A 19,358-nucleotide genomic window follows, 5' to 3' on the forward strand; every position below is an offset into this window, starting at 1 on the left:
AAAGTTTAGTTTTTATTTATTGGTGCTGCGTAAGTAGATATTACCGTAGGAGGAATTAAGGTGGTAGCCCGGGCCTTTTCCAGGTACCGCCGTAATGGAGGTGAAGAAATCTTTTTCGATCTTTTCTATGGGCTTCAAGCTTAAGTTGGAGAAAATCTTCCCGTATCGGGTAATTAACTGGAGCCTCCCTATCGCTTTTTCTGTAAGACTAGCGTCTATTCCACCATATGTTGCATCGACATGAATGGGACCATTGAAATTGCTTACTTCTACCAGACCGTAAACCGATGTGATTTTCGTGTTTACGTTTACTGGCACTTTTATGTGAATATCGATATTGATATCTTTATTTTGATAAATTGATGGCCTGGGGCCACTTAAGGTCTTCAAGTGTGCTTCAAGATCCTTCTTTGAACTGAATTGCGTTTTAACACCTTTTTGCATGATGTAATAGCTATCAGGGATCAGATCCAGATCAAGTTTATTAGCTATGGAAATTCTGCCTGCCGTTGAAGTTTCCACCAAAGAAAAAGCCTGATCAGTTTTCCCATTATTGATGTTTACCTGAGCTTCGATATTAATTTCATTGCCAATCCAGGTGCTGATGTAAATGTTTTTCGGGTAGTCAAAACGGAAGTCAATGGTTTGGTTTTTACCAACCGGATAAGACTTCTTTACTTTCGTTTGAGCAAGGGCAAAGCATGGCCCGATGGCTATAAAAAGCCATAAAAATAATGATTTCATATGAATTGGTGAGGAAGCTGCCGTATGGCTATTGAACTATTTGTCTCTTAGGTAAACATTCTTGTAGCTAGATTTCAGAATAACATCGGCACCGCCACCATTGATTTTTCCATTGATACTACCTGATGTGCGGTTGGAACGAACGCCATTGATCGTGAGATTTAAATCACCACTGGAGAAATTAAAAGCATCGTTATTGGTGTTTTCAGTTTGGTTATCTAATGCAATCTTTAGGCCATCTGCAGCATATACCTTTCCGTAGTTTGTTGACAACTTTACGTTGGCTTTAGCGGCTCTTGGAAGGGAAACGTCAACATACCCATATACGGAGACAATCGATACAGGACCTTTCATGTCATTAGCAAAAACTGCGTCTACAGATCCATAAAGTGTTTTGACATTCATTGGGCCGGTATTGTTTTCTAATTTCACTTTGTTGTAACTGGTAGACACTTCGATTTCGTTTCTTAGGTTTTTCAGAAATACTTCACCCTGGTTGATAGGGCTGGTATTTTTAAAAGATATTTTTATGTTTTGTGGCACCCTGATCGTCAATATGCCGTTCCTCTCCATCCCTACTGCATTCACTGTAATTTCATCACCTTTCTGCGTAACATCCAACCCAAGCCCGGTATTGTCCATAAATCCAGATCCATTGATCACGTTCAAACCTGCTGCACGCTCATCAACAACCTCATTTTCAGTTTTAGGAACAGAAAATATAATTTCATTTCCATTGTAGCCCTCGATAATCACCCCAGGAATATTTAAACTGAGCTGCCCGGAAGTTGCTGCCAGCTTGTATTCTTTCTGTGCAAATACAGCTGTGGCCATTGTTATGATCGAGAATAATAATATATAGTGCTTTTTCATTGGTATGTGTGTTTAAAATGTGTTTACAATTTGTTTTGGTTAAGTAAAATACGATAGGCCTCATCTCTGACTGCAGCAAAGGTTTCCGGACTATTGACAAGTGATTCAAGCTTGTCGTTGATTTCAATGTTTTTCATTTTTCCAAGGGTAGTAACCAGGCCTAGTTGTACAATTGGATCGCCCTGCTCATATAATGAGCTGACCAGCAATGCAGAGACATGTTCGTTATCGCTGTATTTTTGCATCAGGCTAAGTGCGGCAAGCCTTACGTTGGTATTTCCGTCATGGTTAAGCGTTAAAGCGAGCATGTCTATTACACTCTTGTCAATCTTGCCGGCTTCTTCTATTTCGAGAATGGCAAGGAGCCTCATGCTGGCGGAAGTGCTATCTTTAAGCTTTGCATAGCGGCTTGGCACCGGAATGATGTTTTCCTTAGCTTTCTGCTTTGTTTTAGGTTCGCGCTGTTTAACCTGTTGCTCCATACGGTCTTCAGCTAAAGGCGCAACTTCTATTCTTGCGCTATCAGCCTCCACCAACGTTTTTGGGATGCTCTTTGGGTTTTGCCCCGCCAGCTGAACTTCGGGCTTTTTTTCATGCTTAGGATAGAAGAAAAACCAGGCACAAGTCAGCGTGATCAGAATAGAAGCAGCAACCAGCCATTTGTTTCCATTTAAGATGGAAAAACTTCTTTTTCGCACTTCCGGGATCTGTTGGAACTTAGGTTTCAGCTGATCAAGTTTAAAAACAGGGGCTTCCAGATGATCAAATTCCTCCCTATGCCCTTCCACGAAATCTTTTATCGGATCATTCATAATAACTCTTGTCTTTTAATGATAACAATATTCTATTTTTTGCCCTGTGGTATTGCGTCCTTACCGTACTATGAGAAAGGCCCAATAATGCTGCAATTTCCACTTGCGACATCTGCTCAAAAAGGTACAGGTTTACCACCGTTCTATACCCTGTGGGTAGTGCTTCAATGCTTTTTCTCACGTCCTCTACCCTGCAATTGAAGATGTCTTCATCATCCTCAGTGTGCGGCTCTTCATCCGCAATCTCCATATCCTCCAGATCAGTGAAGGCTATTTTTTTTCTTCGCAAGTGCGATATTGAGCGGTTGATCGCTATACGTTTTACCCAGCCCTCCACACTAACTACCTCTTGCAACTTCTTCATGTCGCCAAAGATTAGGCAAAAGGTATCCTGAAGGATGTCCTCCGCTTCTGCCGTATGGGAAACGATACGATGAATGGAATTATAGATCCCTCTGGCATACCTATTGTACAGTTCAGTATACCCGAAATCCTTACCCTTAAGGCACATTTCAATCAATTCCTGATCAGTTATCTTTTTTACTTTTGGCTGCAATTAGAGGCGTATTATTGTTTTTACTGGGTTTCTATAATCTAGTCGCAGGTGAACGTTGAATGTTGCACCGATCATAAAACTTTTTTAATTTATCCAGGTAAAAATATGCAGTTAAGATTGAATTGGCCGCAAGGCCAGGTTGGAATTAGCATAGCGCTCATCACTGGTGACTTCCTTGTCCAGCCACTCCGGCCGTAAAAACTGCTGATCTTCACTATTTAGCTCTATTTCAGCGACGATGAGGCCTTTGTTTGCCCCAAGAAATTCGTCGACCTCCCAGACAGCGCCGTTTCCCTCCGGGATGCGGTACCTAATCTTTTCAGTCCCTTCAGGCTGAAACTTGTTCAGCATCTCCTCTGCGTCAGCTTTAGGAATCTGATATTCATACTCTAACCGGCTAATTCCTTCTGCGGCACCCTTGATCGTTATAAAACCCTGGTCGCCTGCTATCCTAATGCGTAGCACACGATCGTGCATATTCATAAAATATCCCTGGCGATAGTGAGTCCCCTCAGGTTTTTCCAGCGCCAGCCAAAGTTCCTTTTTTACTAAAAATTTACGTTCTATCTCTATTCCCATCGTTTAGCCTTTTTTATCGGTCAATGTTTCAGCAATTGTAGTCGTACGTTCGTAGAAATTTTCGGTAAGCTTATTCACCTCTTGCATCAACAGCTCAGATTTATCTCCCAACGCGGCAAATTGTTTTGCTGCTAAAACATGGTCATGCCAGTCGCCAATAGCAGTTTGTACCTGCTGTAAATAGTCTTCATTGACTGGCACATTAAGTACGCTGCCCAACAACGGCAGATTATATAATAATACCTTTATCCGCTTCCTACAGTCATGCATCTCCTCAACCCCCTTACTCGAGGTCAAACATCTCTCCACACTTCGAAGCTCCATATCATAAAATAGGCTGGCATTTTTATTTTTAACCTTTGGCACGCGTTTAAGCAACCTACCTGTAGCACGGTGTAACATGTTAAAATGATGGGCTCGTTCTCTGCGCAATTTTTTTGCACCCTTTTTCATCACCCGCTTTTCAGAAGATATATATTTCTTATCTGCCGACACTGTTGTAGCTAATTTCATATGCAGGTAACTATCTCTCACTTTACCGCTGATCTGATAGGTTTCTTTTATCGGTTTTAGACCATTTCGAATATGATTCAATGAAGTGGTTTGCTCAACCAGCGTAGCCACTGCACGCAATTTCTTAATACCGACCCTAAACTTATGGAGCTTATCCTGATCGCCATTTTTCATAAAGCCTCGCAATGAGCGCTTAGCCTGTATGCCTTCCTTTTTGACCTGATTTTTAATTTTCTTCTTTCGCATAACCTCTTTTTAATAATTGCCCAAAGGATTTATTAACACAACATACAGAAGTAAATTCATGTGAATTAGTCATTACATCAATTGATTTAAAACCGGGCTTATCTTAAAATAAACACATCATCAGTTAAATGGTTTGTGTTCTTAATTTCATAGAAATATTATTTAATGTATAAGTCATTTTTCATGAAGGAATATAAATCCGCTCTTCTTAGTATAAGATCTGGGCTATAGGTTATTTCGAAAGTGGTATATTTTGCAACGCTATGCGAACACTACCTTTGATATTAACAATTCAATATAAAATTTTAATAAAATGAAAACAAGGATTAAAATTGATCAGGTAGAACTAGCGGGTTATAAAGCTGTGCTAGGATTGGAAAAATTTATAGAAAGCACACCGTTAAAAAGAACCCATAAAGACCTGATCAAAATCAGAGCTTCCCAAATCAACGGCTGTGCTTTTTGCATTGACATGCATACCAAAGAAGCACGTAAAGCAGGAGAAACAGAACAACGTATTTATGCCCTTAACGCTTGGCGTGACACGCTGTTCTTCTCAGAAGAAGAACGTGCGATTTTAGCTTTGACTGAAGAAATTACGCTCATCAGTAATCATGTAAGCGATGAAACTTATGAACTAGCCGCCAACCTCTTGGATGAAACTTATTTGGCTCAGGTGATCCTATCAATTATCACTATTAATGTCTGGAACAGGATTGGTATTGCAACTGCGCTTTTGCCAGGCTAATTCATCAATGAAGTAATTAAAACAAACCCCTTCAAATGAAGAGGTTTGTTTTAACGTTTATTGCGAAAAAATCCAAATATTAGTTTTTATGATTCGGTGTCATGACCCCGATATTCATTAAAACCATGGCGAAGAGTATTAGCACAATTCCAATCCATTGAAATAGGCTGACAGGTTCATCCAGCAAAATGTTTGCAGTCAATATGGCTACAGGAATTTCAATTGAAGAGATAATTGCACCAAGGCCTATTCCCGTAAGGGGCATTCCTCGGGTAAACAGTAATGGTGGAAGGACTGTCCCGAATAAGGAGACCAGCAAACCCCAATTTGTAAAAATACCTACAGAGAAGTGCTGATTTAGCGAGGAATGAAATATAAATAAAACAATAATCAATCCGCCCAAGATCATAAAAAGACTTCGTTTCAATGGAGGAAGTTGGATTTCGAGGTTATTAGCTGTATACATTGTTGCTGTATAAGTACACGCAGCTAACAATCCCCAGCCAAATCCCGTCCAGTTGATATTCACGGAATCATTCAGCACACGCGTGGCCAGTACAGTTCCAGCAAGAATGATAAATACTGCACCTATTTTAGCCTTACCGGGCACCTTTTTATGCAAAAACATTTCTAAAACCACTCCCATCCATACTGTTTGCATCAGTAACACAATTGCTATACCTACTGAAATGTACTGTACGGCCATGTAATAAAAAATGCTAGTGAGCCCAAGTGAACTTCCAGCAGTAATTAATTTAATCGTGCTCTTAACATCCGGCGCTTTTGCCTCCTTCTGATTACCGAATAAACTGATCATTAACAAAGCAAAAAACCCAAGTATAAACTGTGAAACAGTAACTTCCGCTGTACTAAAGCCATCCAAATAAGCAAGCTTCACAAATGTACCTAGCATACCATAACTAGATGCACCCATGGCTATTAATATACTTCCTGTCAATATGCGGTTTCTCATCGCTGAATTTTTAAACCATAAATATTAATTAAACTAGACCTTTCTCAATCAGATCCTTTATTCTCTGTTGTGAGCGCTCCATCTTTTCGGTTAATTTTTCACCTTCCTGAGCTGCCCCGTCAATGGCCACCGTATGAATATTTTTTACACCCATCATATTAAATACAGTTTTCAAATAATTGCTTTGAAAATTCATATGTTCATTAGCTTCCCCTTGTTCATATTCTCCTAACCCTCTTGAAAGCAATAGCACAAGCGTTTTATTTTTGAGAAGTCCGACATAGGGGCTTTGGGTATTCTCGCGGTCTATACTAAAAGTTTTGGAGAACCTGAGCACCTGGTCTACATAGGCCTTAAGTGGACTTGGAATTGACCAGTTGTACATTGGCGAGCCCAGCACAATAACATCTGCCTGGTGCAATTCTGAAATATAGCTGTCGCTTAACTTCAGAATATCAACATCGTCGGGGGTTCTTTCAGATTCAGGCTTAAATGCGGCTATAATCCAATTTTCAGTAATGTGAGGCACATTTGCATTTCCAAGTTCACGATAAATGATATTAGGATCACTATTTTTTGTGGTCCATTGTTCCGCGAAAACCTCGGTAAGCCTTCTGCTTTTGGAATTCAGCATTCTAGCGCTGGCATTAATTAACAATACTCTTTTCATCTGCTTATAATTTTTTTTTACTTTTTAACCGCTCTTTTTCTATAGAGATATACATCAAAATTATCGGGATATTGGATTATATTTACATACCACATTTCACAATAGATACAGCCCAGATGTTGCCATATAAAACAATCATCCAAGTCGACCGGAACGCTACGTTATCATTACATATTCAAGTGTGCAACACCTTTATTTCCCTAATTACAAGTGGGACACTACAACCTTGTGATGTATTACCCAGCTCGCGTATACTGGCAGAAATGATAGGCATCAACAGAAATACAGTTAAGCTGGCTTATGAGGAACTGATTAGTCAGGGTTGGGCAGAAGCCATTGAACGAAAAGGTGTTTTTGTACTTTCTAAGTTACCAGTGATTTCGAAAAGAAATGTTGCTGAGCCATTTCCATCACAAAACAAAACTAGCCTCCTTAATCAACCTGACCAAGCGTTTATCTGGACCAACAATTTTAAAAATGCGATACCTAATAAAAATCTGCAGCACACAAAACTGGCTATCGACGACGGTTTTCCAGATGTACGATTGGCCCCTGTAGACCAGCTAATGCGGGAATACAGAAGTATTTCAAGAAAATTTTACGGGAAAAACTTTTTAAAGTATGGCAGTTCAAAAGGATCAGAGCACCTCCGGGAAATGATATGCGAATATCTATCCAACACGAGGGGGCTGTCTCTACCCTCGAACCAATTAATAATCACCAAAGGCAGCCAGATGGGGATATATTTAGCCGCTCGTTTATTAATTGAACCCTCAGATTACATCGCACTGGGTGTTTCAAACTACGGATACGCAGATGAAACTTTCATTCACTCGGGGGCGAAACTTCTGAGGATTCCCATCGATGGTGCAGGGATGGATATAGATTATCTTGAACAAGTATTAAAAACCCAGAAAATAAGAGCTTTATATATCATCCCTCACCATCACTTTCCTACTACAGTAACCACAAGTATGGAGCGAAGGTTAAAACTATTAAAACTAGCCAAAGAATACCGCTTCGCAATTATCGAGGACGATTATGACTTTGATTTTCATTATGATAATAAGCCCTTCCTTCCACTGGCGAGCATCGACCATCATCATAATGTAATTTATATCGGCTCTATTTCAAAGACTTTCGCACCAGCTTTGCGGATCGGGTTTATGGCTGGACCTCCGGCCTTTATCGATGCGGCGGCTTCCCTAAGAGAACTAATTGACAAGCAAGGTGACACCTTGCTTGAAGACGCCTTCGCAATGATGTATGAAACTGGTGAAATGGATAGACATTTCCGAAAATCATTAAAAATATACCAGCAAAGAAGAGATCTATTTTGCGAAATACTGAAGACAAACTTTAATGACATTATAGAATTCAAAACTCCGGAAGGCGGTCTGGCGGTTTGGTCAAATTATGATCCAAGAATCGATTTGGTTAAAATGTCATCCAATGCAGCTAAAAAAGGGTTATATATTGACAATGGAATATTTTATAAAAATGAATCATTTAACACCAACGGAATGAGACTCGGTTTTGCATCTTTAGACGAAGGTGAAATCATAACCGCATTAGGAATTTTGAAAACCTGCCTATAACTAGTTCATTAAACTATTTGTTGTGCGGATAGATGACTTTTACGGTATCGGTTAAAAACAATGAAGACCAGACCCATGAGCAATATTAAAGAAATATTTGCTGCACCCAGTAATAGTTGGCTTTTAACTGTATATAGAGTCGCGAGTCCGTAACTGAACAAAGAACTGACCATGTACATTGCGCCTCCGGTTAGTCCGCTCGCTACACCTGCATTTCTTGAAAAACGGCTCAAACAATAACCATAAATGATATTGAAGATAAATCCGCCGCTGATATGGATACCTATTGTAAATCCAATCAGGGTATAGATATTGGATCCTAATGGTACTGTTAAGATCATCAGAAGCACAAGGGCGGCCTGGATCAGCAGGGCTACAGTCACCTTTTTAACCAACGACTTTTTAAGCAGTGACTTCGCAATGATCCCCCCGCTCATGATCGACAAGCCTGACAATAGGGAACTGTATCCGGTAGTTACCGAAGAATAACCTAGTACACGCTCAATAATAAATGGGCTTGATAAACTATAAATAACCACCAGGCCAAAACAAATTCCTATTATAGTTAAACCCAATGTAAAATCAGCGGCTTTTAACATCCCGCTATAGGTCTGTAAAATCGACTTTATTTTGAATGGTTGAAAATATTTCAAAGTTTCTCCGCTGTATACCAGCTCCAGGATAAGCAAAATCAGTGAAAAGCCTCCCAGGAAATAAAAATTGGAACGCCATCCGAAGATACTTTGCAAATACCCGCCCACAAACGGGGCCATAATAGGCGCGCACGCCCATATAATAGCGAACAAGCTGATATAGCCTTTTAATTTTTCACCTGAATAAAGGTCCACAAAATAAGCCCGCTTTCCCACAACGATTAAGGCAATTGTAATCCCCTGGATAATACGCATAGCATAGATCACATAAATATCCGATGCAACTGCCACAACAAAACTGGTGACAGAGAATAATGCCAGTGATATTAGACTGATTTTAAACCGCCCGAAACTATCCAAAATACTTCCGATAAAAATTTGGCTAATACCCGTGCTGAACATAAAAAGTATTAGTGACAACTGGATAGCAGCAGCAGAAACGTTTAGGTCTTTAGCCATTGCAGGCATAGAGGGTAAATATATATCTGTAGCGAACCCCGATAAAGGGATAAGCACCAGGGCCAGTATAGTACTGAAACCCTGATGATTTTCTTTTAAAGTTTTCATTGTTATTCTATTGGGGTTAATCTCCGTGCGCAGCTTCAGAAACCTCCAACCAAGCTTCGAAATCAGTCAGCCGTGCTTCATACTCCTGTTTTACAATGGGATAGCCAATTTTTCCCAATAGCAATCTCAATGGGGGCTCAATGGCGTCAACCAATTTTATAATTGCTGGAGTTGTTGCTGAAGGCTCTCCAAAATATCCGGGGGTCGTAAAAGATTCCAACATAGCATCCTTCACCGCTTGGTAAGCTTCTATAGGCTGGCTCTTGAATGCCGATGTTGACCAATCTGTCGTATAAGCATTCGGCTCAACAATAGAAACATTAATCCCCATGGATTTCACCTCCGCGGCAAGCGAGGCGGTCAGACCTTCCACGGCAAATTTGGTTGCGTTATATACCCCTAAAACCGGAACGGTAACTAATCCAAGAACACTAGACACTTGTATAATGTGTCCAAAACCCTGTTCGCGCATCACGGGCAAAATGGCTTGTGTTAACCACAACACCCCAAAGAAATTAGTTTCCATCTGTGCTCTGGCTTCCTGTTCAGAGTTCTCCTCCACCGCCCCGAAAAGACCAATACCGGCATTATTAATTAAGACATCAATCCGTCCAAAATGCGCTTTAGCAGCATTTACGGCTTGAATACATGCCTCCCGATCAGTCACGTCCAATTGGATCGGCAATACCCGATCCCCGAATTCATTTACGAGTTCTTTGAGCACATCCAGGTTCCTGGCTGTTGCCACTACACGGTCACCACGCTTTAAAAAGGCTTCAGCCCAAATTCTACCAAATCCCCTTGAGGCACCGGTTATTAAAATCACTTTTGACATTTGTATATAAATTAATTATTAGACAAAAAATAGACCATTCGGTCTTTTAATAATTAAAAAAAATTACAGTAAATAAGATTCAAATTCAAGCCAGATAGCCCCCATAACAATCCGCATCTGTTCCTCACTTTCCAACACTCTTTTACACAGTATAGCACCCTCAATCATGGCGAATGCTTTGACACTAAAGTTCTTGGGATCAACCGTGTTTAATATCTGTTTATCGGAAATACCCTGGCTAACTATATCATGGATTCTTTTCTGGGACGACCGGATCGCCTTTCTCACATTTTCTTTCATTAAGGGATGTGTATCATCCGCTTCGACACCGAAATTCAGAATTGGACAACCTCCTTCCATGTTTTTTCCTTTATAAGCCTCCAGCAGATTGAAGAATTTATCCTTTGCGTTTTTCCCATCCGCTACAGCCCTGTCCAGGCGCTCGGCCATCATTCTACTCAAATAAAGAAAAGATTCCATACAAATCTCATCCTTACTTTCAAAGTTACCGTATATCCCTCCTTTGGCGAGCTTGGTCGCCTCCATGATGTCACTAAGTGATGTCCCGGCCATTCCCTTCCTATTAACGATTCCAGCGGACTGCTCAATAATAAATTTTCTGGTACGTTCTGCTTTACTCATATTAAAATATTACCTGACAAAAATAAACCATTCGGTCTATTACACAAAATATTTTTATCTTTGTATTGTAAATTTGAACAGTCGTATTTATGGAAAGTATCAGTAATGAAACAATTGAAATAGAAAATGACATTAAGGATTCCTTTTCTATACAGTATCACCAACACCAGAAAATCGATAAAGCCATTCCCCGGCGGCTTGCCTTTCACCGGATGATGCTTGTTCAATCTGGAGTAGGAACAATAAAAATAGACGAAGAAATTTTCGAACTTTCTTCATCAACACTTTTCCTGATCGCTAAAGGGCAAATATTTTGTTTTCAACAGGCGACTGACTACAGTGGATATGAACTAAGTTTTGGAGACTGCTTTTGGGAAAAGACACCACAAAGTGCTAATAATTGTAAAACGGTACTGTTTAATAACGTATCCATAAATCAAGCACTTCCCTTAACAGTCGAGAATGAGCGGGAACTTAGTTTTCTTTTTCAGTGTCTTTTGGCTGAATCCAATAAAGGTGAATACATCAACAAGCTGGACGCCATGGCAGCCTACCTTAAAATTATCATGATAAAAACGGCTAACGTGAACGTCTCGCTTTTAAACGCACTAGATACCCACGAAAATATAATCTACAGGCGATTTTTAGCGTTAATTGAAGAATGGTACCACCTCTCCCATGAAGTTAAAGAATACGCTACGCATTTAGGCATATCGGTAAGAAAACTGACGGATATATCCAAACGTTATGGTGGCCGAGGAGCTAAAGAATCGATTAATGAGCATCTTATTGCTGAGGCTAAGCGCTCACTACAGTTTTCTGCTAGACCAATAAAAGAAATTGCTATTGAGCTAAACTTCCATTCGGCGTACCAGTTCAGCCATTTTTTCAAAAAAAATGTACAGGTATCACCCAAAGCATACAGGACCCATTTTATTAGCATGGGTTCCTAAACAGTCTATATTTTATGCTTAATACTTTTTCGCATGTGATTGACCGAATTTGACATTTTCTCCGTCCTGAGTGTATGTAATTTTGGAAAAACAAAAAGCATATGTCAATTCATCAAACAAAAACAGTTGCTGGAATAGGAATTCCAGACAGCTCAATCGCCATTCAGGCAACCGAACTTTTACTGGAACACGGAACAGAATTTATCTACAACCACTCCATGAGAGTATTCCTTTTCTCCTCTTTAAACGGGATAAGAAGGGAGCTCAAATATGATCAGGAGCTGCTCTACGTCGCTTCGATGTTTCACGACCTGGGTTTAACAAAACATTATAGCAGCCCAGACCTTCGTTTCGAAGTAGATGGTGCTAATGCCGCGAGGGATTTTTTAAAAAGCCACGGATTGCCGCAGGAATCTTTACAATTAGTGTGGGATACCATAGCCTTGCATACAACTATCGGTATTGCTGAACATAAAGAACCCGAAGTAGCCCTCATGTACTCTGGTGTTGGGCTTGATGTTATGGGTGAAGGATACGAGTATCTCACTGAAGACAACAGGTCTGAAATCGTAAGCGTTTTCCCACGCAATGATTTTAAGAAAAACATTATTCCAACCTTTTTCAGCGGGTTTGAGCATAAAACAGAAACAACATTCGGGAACATTAAGGCGGATGTTTGTGCCTTTATGATCCCGAATTTCCATCGCAAAAATTTTTGTGATTGTATTTTACATTCTCCTTGGAAGGAATAATTTCATATCGCTGACGGCTACTGTATGAGCATACATTTTGGCTTAGTTAATATATTTTGCTAACCACTTTGCCTTATGTTCGGCACGTGACTTTATGAATTCAACATCAGTTCCCTGGGCAATGGCATCTAAGGGAAAACGTAAAGGACGCGTTCCCGGCTGCATATCAATCAATTTTAATATGCCGTCAGCGATAGTTTGTGGATTCATGTCAAACTCATGCATTTTACCAAATAAACCAGCTCCTATGGCATTAAACATTTCGGACGCAATTGGATCATAGTACTCCGCTATTTCATTGCGATCCGCATTGTTTCCTGTTTTTACTCCTGTATTCATCTCGGTTGGATAAACACCAGGTTGGATGGTTACATTTTCAATATTGAATTGCTTCAATTCTTCCTGTAAAGACTCTGTAATCGCTTCGACACTAAATTTGGATGCCAGATAAGGCCCCATAAAAGGCAGTGAATGTCCGCTTGCACCTGAGGTTAGGTTAATAATTAAACCTTTTCTATTATTCCGCATAGAAGGCAGAACTGCCTGGTAGGTGCGTATAATTCCGTAAAAATTAACCTCAAAGAAGTTCTTAATTTGTTCAATAGAAAATGCTTCTACCAATCCAAAACCAGCTAAACCTGCGTTGTTAACCAGCACATCTATTTTACCGTATTTGGTCAGTACCAATTCGAATGCACTATTAACTGAATTGTCATCCGTTACATCTATTTCAACCACTTCTACGTTTTCAAGAGCTGAAAGCTCTTTAGCTACAGCCTCGTTTTTCCCGTGTACACCCCTCATTCCCGCAATAACGATATATCCAGCCTTTGAAAGTGTAATTGTGGTCAGTTTTCCGAACCCTGTGCTGGTTCCCGTAATGAAAATTGTCTTTGTCATCATTTAAAAATTAATTTCCACAAAGATGCCACAGGTCATATCAAGCCTTCATTGACATTTGCTTGAAAAAAATGAAATTAAAAGTCAATAGAAAAAAACTGAAATTATTTTCCTACAGTGTTACGACGGACGCGTGTAAGGGTTTCAGGAGTAATGCCAATATAAGAGGCGATCATATGTTGCGGGATGCGATGTACGATCATAGGAAATTTGCTCAAAAAATTTTTATATTTTTCTTCCGCTGACAAGCTGATACTCGCATGAATCCGACTTTGGGATACAATAAAGCTTTTTTGCAAAATATTGTTGATTAGATTATTGAAATGAGGCATTTCCAAGCATAACATTTCGAGATCTTCCTTTTTAATTAAAACGACCTCTGAATCTTCAATGGCATCAATATTAAAAGATGAAGGCGTCTGATTTAATAGACTGTCACGATCACCTGCCCAATAATCTTCTGGTGAAAAATTCATAATATGCTCCTTACCATTGGAATCAATAGAAAAAGTTTTCAAAAAGCCCCTGTTTACAAAAACATTAAATTTACATATTTCCCCTTCCTGGAGAAGGAATTGCTTTTTTCTGAGTTTTTTGATCTTAGCTACAGACTCAATAAGTCGTATATCTTCAGCGGAAAGCTGTATTTTATCAACCAGATATTTTATGAATGGAGTAAGCATATGGCAGATGAAATAATATCAAAGGTAAAAATCATTTAGGGAATTCTAAACTGATGCCAATCATAAACCTAGACTGTTTGGCATCTAGATCGTAAGCCGGCATGGCCCAGATTGTTGATTGAAGTTCAGGAATAAATAATCTAAAATTCGGCCCGAGTCCATGATAGCGCCACGCCGAACCACCTAGGCTCAATTGTTCGGTAAGTTGATGGAACAAATTGATTTTATACAAATAATTGTCTTCACCACTTCCTAATTCACCCAGAATCAGCAAACTTGTTCGCTTTTGTTTTAAGAATAGACTCGCTGTGTATCTAGGCGAATTCTTTCCATATTCAATTCCCATTCCTGAGGATAGCGTAATGGACTTATATGGTGAATAGGATAACCCGATTAGCGCCTGGCTCCAGGATTTCCGAATGAGTCCAAAAAAAGAAATTGACAACTTCTCCGTAATGACCTTATTCCCCGAGTAATTTATAACTGGTTCAAAAGAACCAGTTTCTGTGAGTTTGCCATATAATTCCAGTTGCGCCGAAGCCACTGTTGGTAAAAAAAACATTAACAAACAAAGCAGTCTTATTTTACAGCTGTTACCGATATTTTGGTGTTTACTTTGAGGCTTAAAACTGGCCACCTTTCGGTATTGATTTATTATACACAATCTCATTATACATGCATTAAATTTTGAATCCTCCTGTTTCCCGCGGCGTTTAAACCACCGGCTACGAATCCCCATTTCATTAAGCCAAATTAGCTTGCCTCTTAGCAAAATTTCCATTCCAGATTTGAAATAAGACATGACCCAGCTTCCTACCTTAACTTAGCAGGTAGCTCTGAATTTAAGATCAGACAAACATCTTGGCGTTAACTGTTTCTAGCGGAATGACCTGGGCTATGATATTTCGCTAAACTGGTATGGTACAAGGCAATACCTGGGAGATAGATTTGTATAAAAATATTTAATTATGGAAGATTCATTTAAAATCCCACAACTGCTGCTAAGAAGTGCATTGGGTATAACTTTTCTAACTCCCGTTTTTGACAGATTAGGTATCCTTGGCCCAATGGGTACAGGAAATATAGAATGGGGTAATTGGGAAAACTTTATCGATTACACCTCTTTGTTGATGCCTTATCTAGACAGACCTTTGACCAATATTATGGGCGGCATTGCTACTGCTTCAGAATTCACTATCGCGGTGTTATTGATCATCGGTTTTAAAACAAAACATGCTGCTTTAGGAAGCTGTCTTTTAACATTAACCTTTATTTTGTTTATGGCTACATCTGTAGGGATACAAAAGCCGATCAATTTTGGTGTGTTTACCGCGACCACTGCCAGCTTGCTTCTTGCTCAAATTCCTAGATATAAATGGAGTATTGATAACCTTAACAAGAAGAATAAGCAACAGGATCGATAGTGGCTGCTATAGGTTACTTTCTATAGCGCCTACTTTCTCCCGATACAGGTCTACCGGCCCATCCAACAATACCGCAATTACGGTCAGGTCTTTATCCAACCGTGATTGCGGTATTGGAATATAAATGATGCCCGGCACAGCACTCCAATAAAGCTTATTAAATAGCTGCGGTTCAATCATTGTACCTTCTCCAACAATTCTAATTCTGCTAATCTTGTTTTTAATCCCTTTTAAAGCGATTGGTCCTGTTGGTATTCCTTCCATAAAAAGATACAAGGTCTGCTTATCTGCCGATAAAGCGCTGGCTCCCTGATAATGACCACCAGGTAAACCCTTGCCTGTTTTATATAACGCTTCCGCATTCTTTGTGATCCAGTTGTACACCCCAGCAGAAAGTGTGTTTTTCTCTTTTTCAAGTCCTATTCCATCAACTGCCAATGAGGTATTTAGGAAAGGATTATTGCCTGCATGTAGTGAATTAGCCAGTTTTTTAAGTTTAAGCTGATCTGCAAGGCCTTTATCTTTCAGCTCTGCAAAACTGATGTTTGGTGTCGAAGGCTCATGCAATTGAATCGGCTGGTCAAAATTCACTGCAATAACGGTTACATCCTGATCTACCGCAGCAGAAGGGATTTTGAATAACAGGTCATTTCCTGCTCTGCTAAAGGTTGCTGCCAATTTACTGCCTACAACCTGAACACTCACAGGTTGTGATTTGATATTTCTTAACAACCATTCCTCATTACTATTCGGCGCCCAGTCGGCATAAAGATAAAGTGTCTTTTTATCTGGAGATACGGCTGTTTTCCCACTGAAATGAGAAGCAGCTAGACCAGCTCTTGTGCCATATATGGCTTCGGTATGTTTGTTGGTCCAGCGGCCCAGTTGTTTAAGAATATTTACCTGCTCCTCTGGAATGGTACCATCGGCTTTAGGGCCAATATCAAGCAATAAGTTTCCACCCATACTGATACAATCCACCAGCGTTCTGATGATCATATTTGGCGATTTGTACTTATTATCAAAAGGTTGATAACCCCACGAATCGTTCATCGTATAACAAAGTTCCCAGTAATCATTTTCTGGTCTTAACACGGGGATTCCTTGTTCAGGTGTTTCGTAATCACCATGGTGGTTTAAGCGCGAATTGACAATGATATTGGGATTGTGTTTTCTCAGGTTGCGCAGTACTTTAGCACTTTGCCACTCTTCGGCACTATGCTCCCAGTCTCCATCAAACCATAACAGGTCGGGTTTAAACGTAGTTGAAATTTCATTAAGCTGCGTATGGAAGTAGGTCATGAAGGTGTTCCAGCGGGCGGGTTCTGCAGCTAATTGATATCTTTTTCGTTCCCTGGTGAACACGTCATAATCAGGATGGCTCCAGTCTGGCAAGGAGAAGTAAATCCCTGTTTTTAATCCAGATTTCTTTAGTTCAGACACAAAAGGACTAAGCAGGTCTTTTTTCGCTGCACTGTGTTTTAAAGTGGTAACTGGGTTTACGGCTTTTGTATCCCACAAGGTAACACCATCATGATGTTTGCTGGTCATTACCGCATACTTTGCGCCACTTTCCTTAATCAATTTCACCCATTCCTGCGGATTATAATTCGCAGCGTTAAAACCATCAAGCTGTTTCATGTAGTTGTTGTGGCTCAGGTAATTGTTAAAGAAAGACCAGGATTCCGAAACACCATTTACTGAATAAATGCCCCAGTGAATAAAAATACCAAGTTTAGCATCTTTAAACCACTCCATTTTTTTAGCCTTTGCAGCGTGATTATCTTTAGCAGTGGAATCTTCTTGACTTATGGTCTGCGCAGACAACTTGCAGAAAGGGAGTAAAAAGAATATAAAAAGCAGGGTTCTGTTAGGTAAGGTTTTATACATAGTGATTTAATAGCTACTTGCTAAGATAGGAATTATGATAATAAAAGAATTGTCCTGTTAGCCTGACTTAATATGATGAGAATCGTTGTAGCCGATAAGCGATTAGAGAAGATAGTCATGCAGCATAACATAACATTAATCGACTATTAAGTTAAAACGAATAGACTTGCTTTGCATCCAAATCAAGTTCAGCTAGTAAAATGGAAAAAACGGAAGCGAAGATCAGTACAGACTTGCAAAAATTTATAGACAAATTTCAGCCAAATAAGTTTAAACTTATGGCTAAAGGCATTGAGATCAGGGGTATCAAGGATATGCATAGGAACGTATCGCAGGCAAAAGCATTGATCGAATATCTGGAGCTGGATCTTTTTGTATCCCACAATGCGGAAATGCTCAGTTATGGCGGCTTCGAGGTTAATAACCGCTGATACTAAAATATAGGCCTACTTTCCCTTTTTATCTGTATTTCTGAACGGCATAACTTCTATGTTGAAGCTGCCATCAATAATTGCTTTTTCAAGCTTTAGAATCCCTTGTAATGAAATGTAATCAACTTTATCAGCATCATCGGTAGGTCTGTGATAATCGGGATGCCCACCTGTGTGGAAAAACAATACAGGAATATCCTTTTCATAAAATGACGTCTGATCTGAGCCTCCCCGCCCTTCATAACCCGTATAGAATTTCACAAATTGCTCAGCATTAATATCCTTAAAAATCGTTTCAAAAGCAGGTGAACTTCCATAACCAATAATCGAGACGCCTGATTCTTTATTCAATCGCCCAATCATATCCATGTTTAACATCCAATGGATATTTTTCAAATCATAAGTGGGGTGTTGTACAAAGTAGCGTGAACCAACTAATCCTAATTCCTCAGCGCCAAAGGCGATAAATAAAAAATTGAAAGGCTCTTTCACTTCATTCTGACTATACACACGAGCGAGCTCCAACAAACCTGCTACGCCAGAAGCATTATCATCAGCTCCATTGTGAATCATTCCGAAGCTGTTATCAGCTAATGAACTTCCCTGTTTTCCTTCCCCTATATGGTCGTAATGAGCGCCAATTACAATAGTTTTTGATACATTATTATCCAGAAAGCCAATCACATTCCGTGAAGCCCGAATGCTGTCCGGAACTTTTACTCTTCGCACTTTAGCGTCGAATTCTTGAAAATAACCTTTTTCGTCACCCAAAGGTTTCAACTGATAACTTTTGAATTTCCGCTCAATATACTTTGCAGCTTTCAGGTTTTGCTTACTCCCTGTCCCCCGCCCTTTCATCTTGTCGCTTGCTAAGAAATAGACATGCTTTTCAAGATTTTTAGTCTCAATTTCTTGAGCATAAGAGTTTAGGCCAAAAACTAAAAAGAGGAGTGTAATTAAATACTTCATGGATTGATAACAATAACTATAATTATTCAAGGCCTAAATTAGAAAAAGATTATCGTTATGATTTTAATACGTCCTTAATTTCTCCTATTTTTTTGAACATGTTCGCCGCAAACGGACACAACGGAATAATCTTAATATTTTTCTCTCTAGCCATTTCTACGATTTTGTAGAGCATTTGCTTGCCCACACCTTTACCGTTATATTCTGGCTCAACTTCAGTATGGTCAATGATAATTATATCTGCCCCCGCTTTGGAATAGCTCATCATTCCTGCACGTTTATGGTCCTTTTGTGCGATAGCAAAGCCTTTTGCACCATCTTCTTTTAATACTATTTCCATTACTTCT

The 19,358-nt window shown here is 39.6% G+C and carries 23 protein-coding genes; 6 read left to right on the top strand and 17 right to left on the bottom strand.

Translation table 11 applies throughout. From position 1 onward, the window contains the following. Positions 1–12 precede the first annotated feature (12 nt). The 6 genes from IWX76_RS13860 to IWX76_RS13885 all read right to left on the bottom strand — a co-directional run bounded on the left by IWX76_RS13860 (position 13) and on the right by IWX76_RS13885 (position 4,323). Positions 13–744, bottom strand: coding sequence for a hypothetical protein (locus IWX76_RS13860; RefSeq protein WP_196860560.1), 732 nt, complete (start codon positions 742–744; stop codon positions 13–15). A gap of 36 nt (positions 745–780) precedes the next feature. Further along, on the bottom strand, positions 781–1,617 hold the full coding sequence (locus IWX76_RS13865) for a DUF4097 family beta strand repeat-containing protein (RefSeq protein ID WP_196860561.1): 837 nt from the start codon (positions 1,615–1,617) through the stop codon (positions 781–783). 23 nt (positions 1,618–1,640) lie between these two features. Then, positions 1,641–2,429, bottom strand: a complete 789-nt coding sequence (locus tag IWX76_RS13870; RefSeq protein WP_196860562.1) for a HEAT repeat domain-containing protein — start codon at positions 2,427–2,429, stop codon at positions 1,641–1,643. Beyond that, a complete protein-coding gene (locus IWX76_RS13875; RefSeq protein ID WP_196860563.1) occupies positions 2,422–2,985 on the bottom strand; it encodes an RNA polymerase sigma factor in 564 nt (187 codons plus the stop codon). The genes IWX76_RS13870 and IWX76_RS13875 overlap by 8 nt, the downstream gene beginning before the upstream one ends. A gap of 111 nt (positions 2,986–3,096) precedes the next feature. Next, positions 3,097–3,564 (bottom strand): CYTH domain-containing protein, encoded by a 468-nt coding sequence (locus tag IWX76_RS13880; RefSeq protein WP_196860564.1) that lies wholly within the window; start codon positions 3,562–3,564, stop codon positions 3,097–3,099. 3 nt (positions 3,565–3,567) lie between these two features. Next, positions 3,568–4,323, bottom strand: coding sequence for a CHAD domain-containing protein (locus tag IWX76_RS13885; protein WP_196860565.1), 756 nt, complete (start codon positions 4,321–4,323; stop codon positions 3,568–3,570). Between the two features lie 313 nt (positions 4,324–4,636). Here IWX76_RS13885 and IWX76_RS13890 point away from each other — a divergent pair, with 313 nt between their 5' ends. Continuing rightward, the gene (locus IWX76_RS13890; RefSeq protein ID WP_196860566.1) at positions 4,637–5,071 is read left to right on the top strand and encodes a carboxymuconolactone decarboxylase family protein; all 435 of its coding nucleotides are present in this window, start codon (positions 4,637–4,639) and stop codon (positions 5,069–5,071) included. Between the two features lie 79 nt (positions 5,072–5,150). Here the strand turns inward: IWX76_RS13890 and IWX76_RS13895 are convergent, their stop codons facing one another. Next, on the bottom strand, positions 5,151–6,044 hold the full coding sequence (locus IWX76_RS13895) for an EamA family transporter (protein ID WP_196860567.1): 894 nt from the start codon (positions 6,042–6,044) through the stop codon (positions 5,151–5,153). A gap of 28 nt (positions 6,045–6,072) precedes the next feature. Then, complete coding sequence (locus tag IWX76_RS13900) at positions 6,073–6,714, bottom strand: FMN-dependent NADH-azoreductase (RefSeq protein WP_196860568.1); 642 nt, start codon at positions 6,712–6,714, stop codon at positions 6,073–6,075. Positions 6,715–6,830: 116 nt separating this feature from the next. Here IWX76_RS13900 and IWX76_RS13905 point away from each other — a divergent pair, with 116 nt between their 5' ends. After that, positions 6,831–8,312, top strand: a complete 1,482-nt coding sequence (locus IWX76_RS13905) for an aminotransferase-like domain-containing protein (protein WP_334642016.1) — start codon at positions 6,831–6,833, stop codon at positions 8,310–8,312. Between the two features lie 8 nt (positions 8,313–8,320). Here IWX76_RS13905 and IWX76_RS13910 read toward each other — a convergent pair whose 3' ends face one another. From IWX76_RS13910 to IWX76_RS13920, 3 genes are all read right to left on the bottom strand, one after another. Continuing rightward, positions 8,321–9,532, bottom strand: coding sequence for an MFS transporter (locus tag IWX76_RS13910; RefSeq protein ID WP_196860570.1), 1,212 nt, complete (start codon positions 9,530–9,532; stop codon positions 8,321–8,323). A 16-nt stretch (positions 9,533–9,548) separates the two neighbouring features. Continuing rightward, positions 9,549–10,367, bottom strand: coding sequence for an SDR family NAD(P)-dependent oxidoreductase (locus IWX76_RS13915; protein WP_196860571.1), 819 nt, complete (start codon positions 10,365–10,367; stop codon positions 9,549–9,551). Positions 10,368–10,430: 63 nt separating this feature from the next. Then, complete coding sequence (locus IWX76_RS13920) at positions 10,431–10,940, bottom strand: TetR/AcrR family transcriptional regulator (RefSeq protein ID WP_196860572.1); 510 nt, start codon at positions 10,938–10,940, stop codon at positions 10,431–10,433. A gap of 158 nt (positions 10,941–11,098) precedes the next feature. Between IWX76_RS13920 and IWX76_RS13925 the strand changes: the two genes are divergently transcribed. Then, complete coding sequence (locus IWX76_RS13925) at positions 11,099–11,962, top strand: helix-turn-helix domain-containing protein (protein WP_196860573.1); 864 nt, start codon at positions 11,099–11,101, stop codon at positions 11,960–11,962. A gap of 101 nt (positions 11,963–12,063) precedes the next feature. Then, complete coding sequence (locus IWX76_RS13930) at positions 12,064–12,714, top strand: HD domain-containing protein (RefSeq protein ID WP_196860574.1); 651 nt, start codon at positions 12,064–12,066, stop codon at positions 12,712–12,714. Positions 12,715–12,756: 42 nt separating this feature from the next. Here the strand turns inward: IWX76_RS13930 and IWX76_RS13935 are convergent, their stop codons facing one another. The 3 genes from IWX76_RS13935 to IWX76_RS13945 all read right to left on the bottom strand — a co-directional run bounded on the left by IWX76_RS13935 (position 12,757) and on the right by IWX76_RS13945 (position 14,859). Continuing rightward, the gene (locus tag IWX76_RS13935; protein ID WP_196860575.1) at positions 12,757–13,617 is read right to left on the bottom strand and encodes an SDR family oxidoreductase; all 861 of its coding nucleotides are present in this window, start codon (positions 13,615–13,617) and stop codon (positions 12,757–12,759) included. A 101-nt stretch (positions 13,618–13,718) separates the two neighbouring features. Beyond that, the gene (locus IWX76_RS13940; protein WP_196860576.1) at positions 13,719–14,297 is read right to left on the bottom strand and encodes a Crp/Fnr family transcriptional regulator; all 579 of its coding nucleotides are present in this window, start codon (positions 14,295–14,297) and stop codon (positions 13,719–13,721) included. A gap of 31 nt (positions 14,298–14,328) precedes the next feature. Further along, positions 14,329–14,859: a hypothetical protein gene (locus IWX76_RS13945; protein ID WP_196860577.1), complete on the bottom strand. Its 531-nt coding sequence runs from the start codon at positions 14,857–14,859 to the stop codon at positions 14,329–14,331. A 406-nt stretch (positions 14,860–15,265) separates the two neighbouring features. Between IWX76_RS13945 and IWX76_RS13950 the strand changes: the two genes are divergently transcribed. Beyond that, positions 15,266–15,721 (top strand): DoxX family membrane protein, encoded by a 456-nt coding sequence (locus IWX76_RS13950; protein WP_196860578.1) that lies wholly within the window; start codon positions 15,266–15,268, stop codon positions 15,719–15,721. Between the two features lie 6 nt (positions 15,722–15,727). On the opposite strand, the gene IWX76_RS13955 is transcribed toward IWX76_RS13950, so the two are convergent. Then, on the bottom strand, positions 15,728–17,611 hold the full coding sequence (locus IWX76_RS13955; RefSeq protein WP_196860579.1) for an alpha-L-fucosidase: 1,884 nt from the start codon (positions 17,609–17,611) through the stop codon (positions 15,728–15,730). A 200-nt stretch (positions 17,612–17,811) separates the two neighbouring features. Here IWX76_RS13955 and IWX76_RS13960 point away from each other — a divergent pair, with 200 nt between their 5' ends. Continuing rightward, positions 17,812–18,042 carry a hypothetical protein gene (locus IWX76_RS13960; protein WP_196860580.1) on the top strand — a complete coding sequence of 77 codons (231 nt, stop codon included), beginning with the start codon at positions 17,812–17,814 and terminating at the stop codon, positions 18,040–18,042. A gap of 15 nt (positions 18,043–18,057) precedes the next feature. Here the strand turns inward: IWX76_RS13960 and IWX76_RS13965 are convergent, their stop codons facing one another. Continuing rightward, on the bottom strand, positions 18,058–19,011 hold the full coding sequence (locus IWX76_RS13965; protein WP_196860581.1) for a M20/M25/M40 family metallo-hydrolase: 954 nt from the start codon (positions 19,009–19,011) through the stop codon (positions 18,058–18,060). Between the two features lie 55 nt (positions 19,012–19,066). Beyond that, positions 19,067–19,351 (bottom strand): GNAT family N-acetyltransferase, encoded by a 285-nt coding sequence (locus IWX76_RS13970; protein WP_196860582.1) that lies wholly within the window; start codon positions 19,349–19,351, stop codon positions 19,067–19,069. Between the last annotated feature and the right edge of the window lie 7 nt (positions 19,352–19,358).

Source organism: Pedobacter sp. CAN_A7, from assembly GCF_015752175.1.
Lineage (GTDB): Bacteria > Bacteroidota > Bacteroidia > Sphingobacteriales > Sphingobacteriaceae > Pedobacter.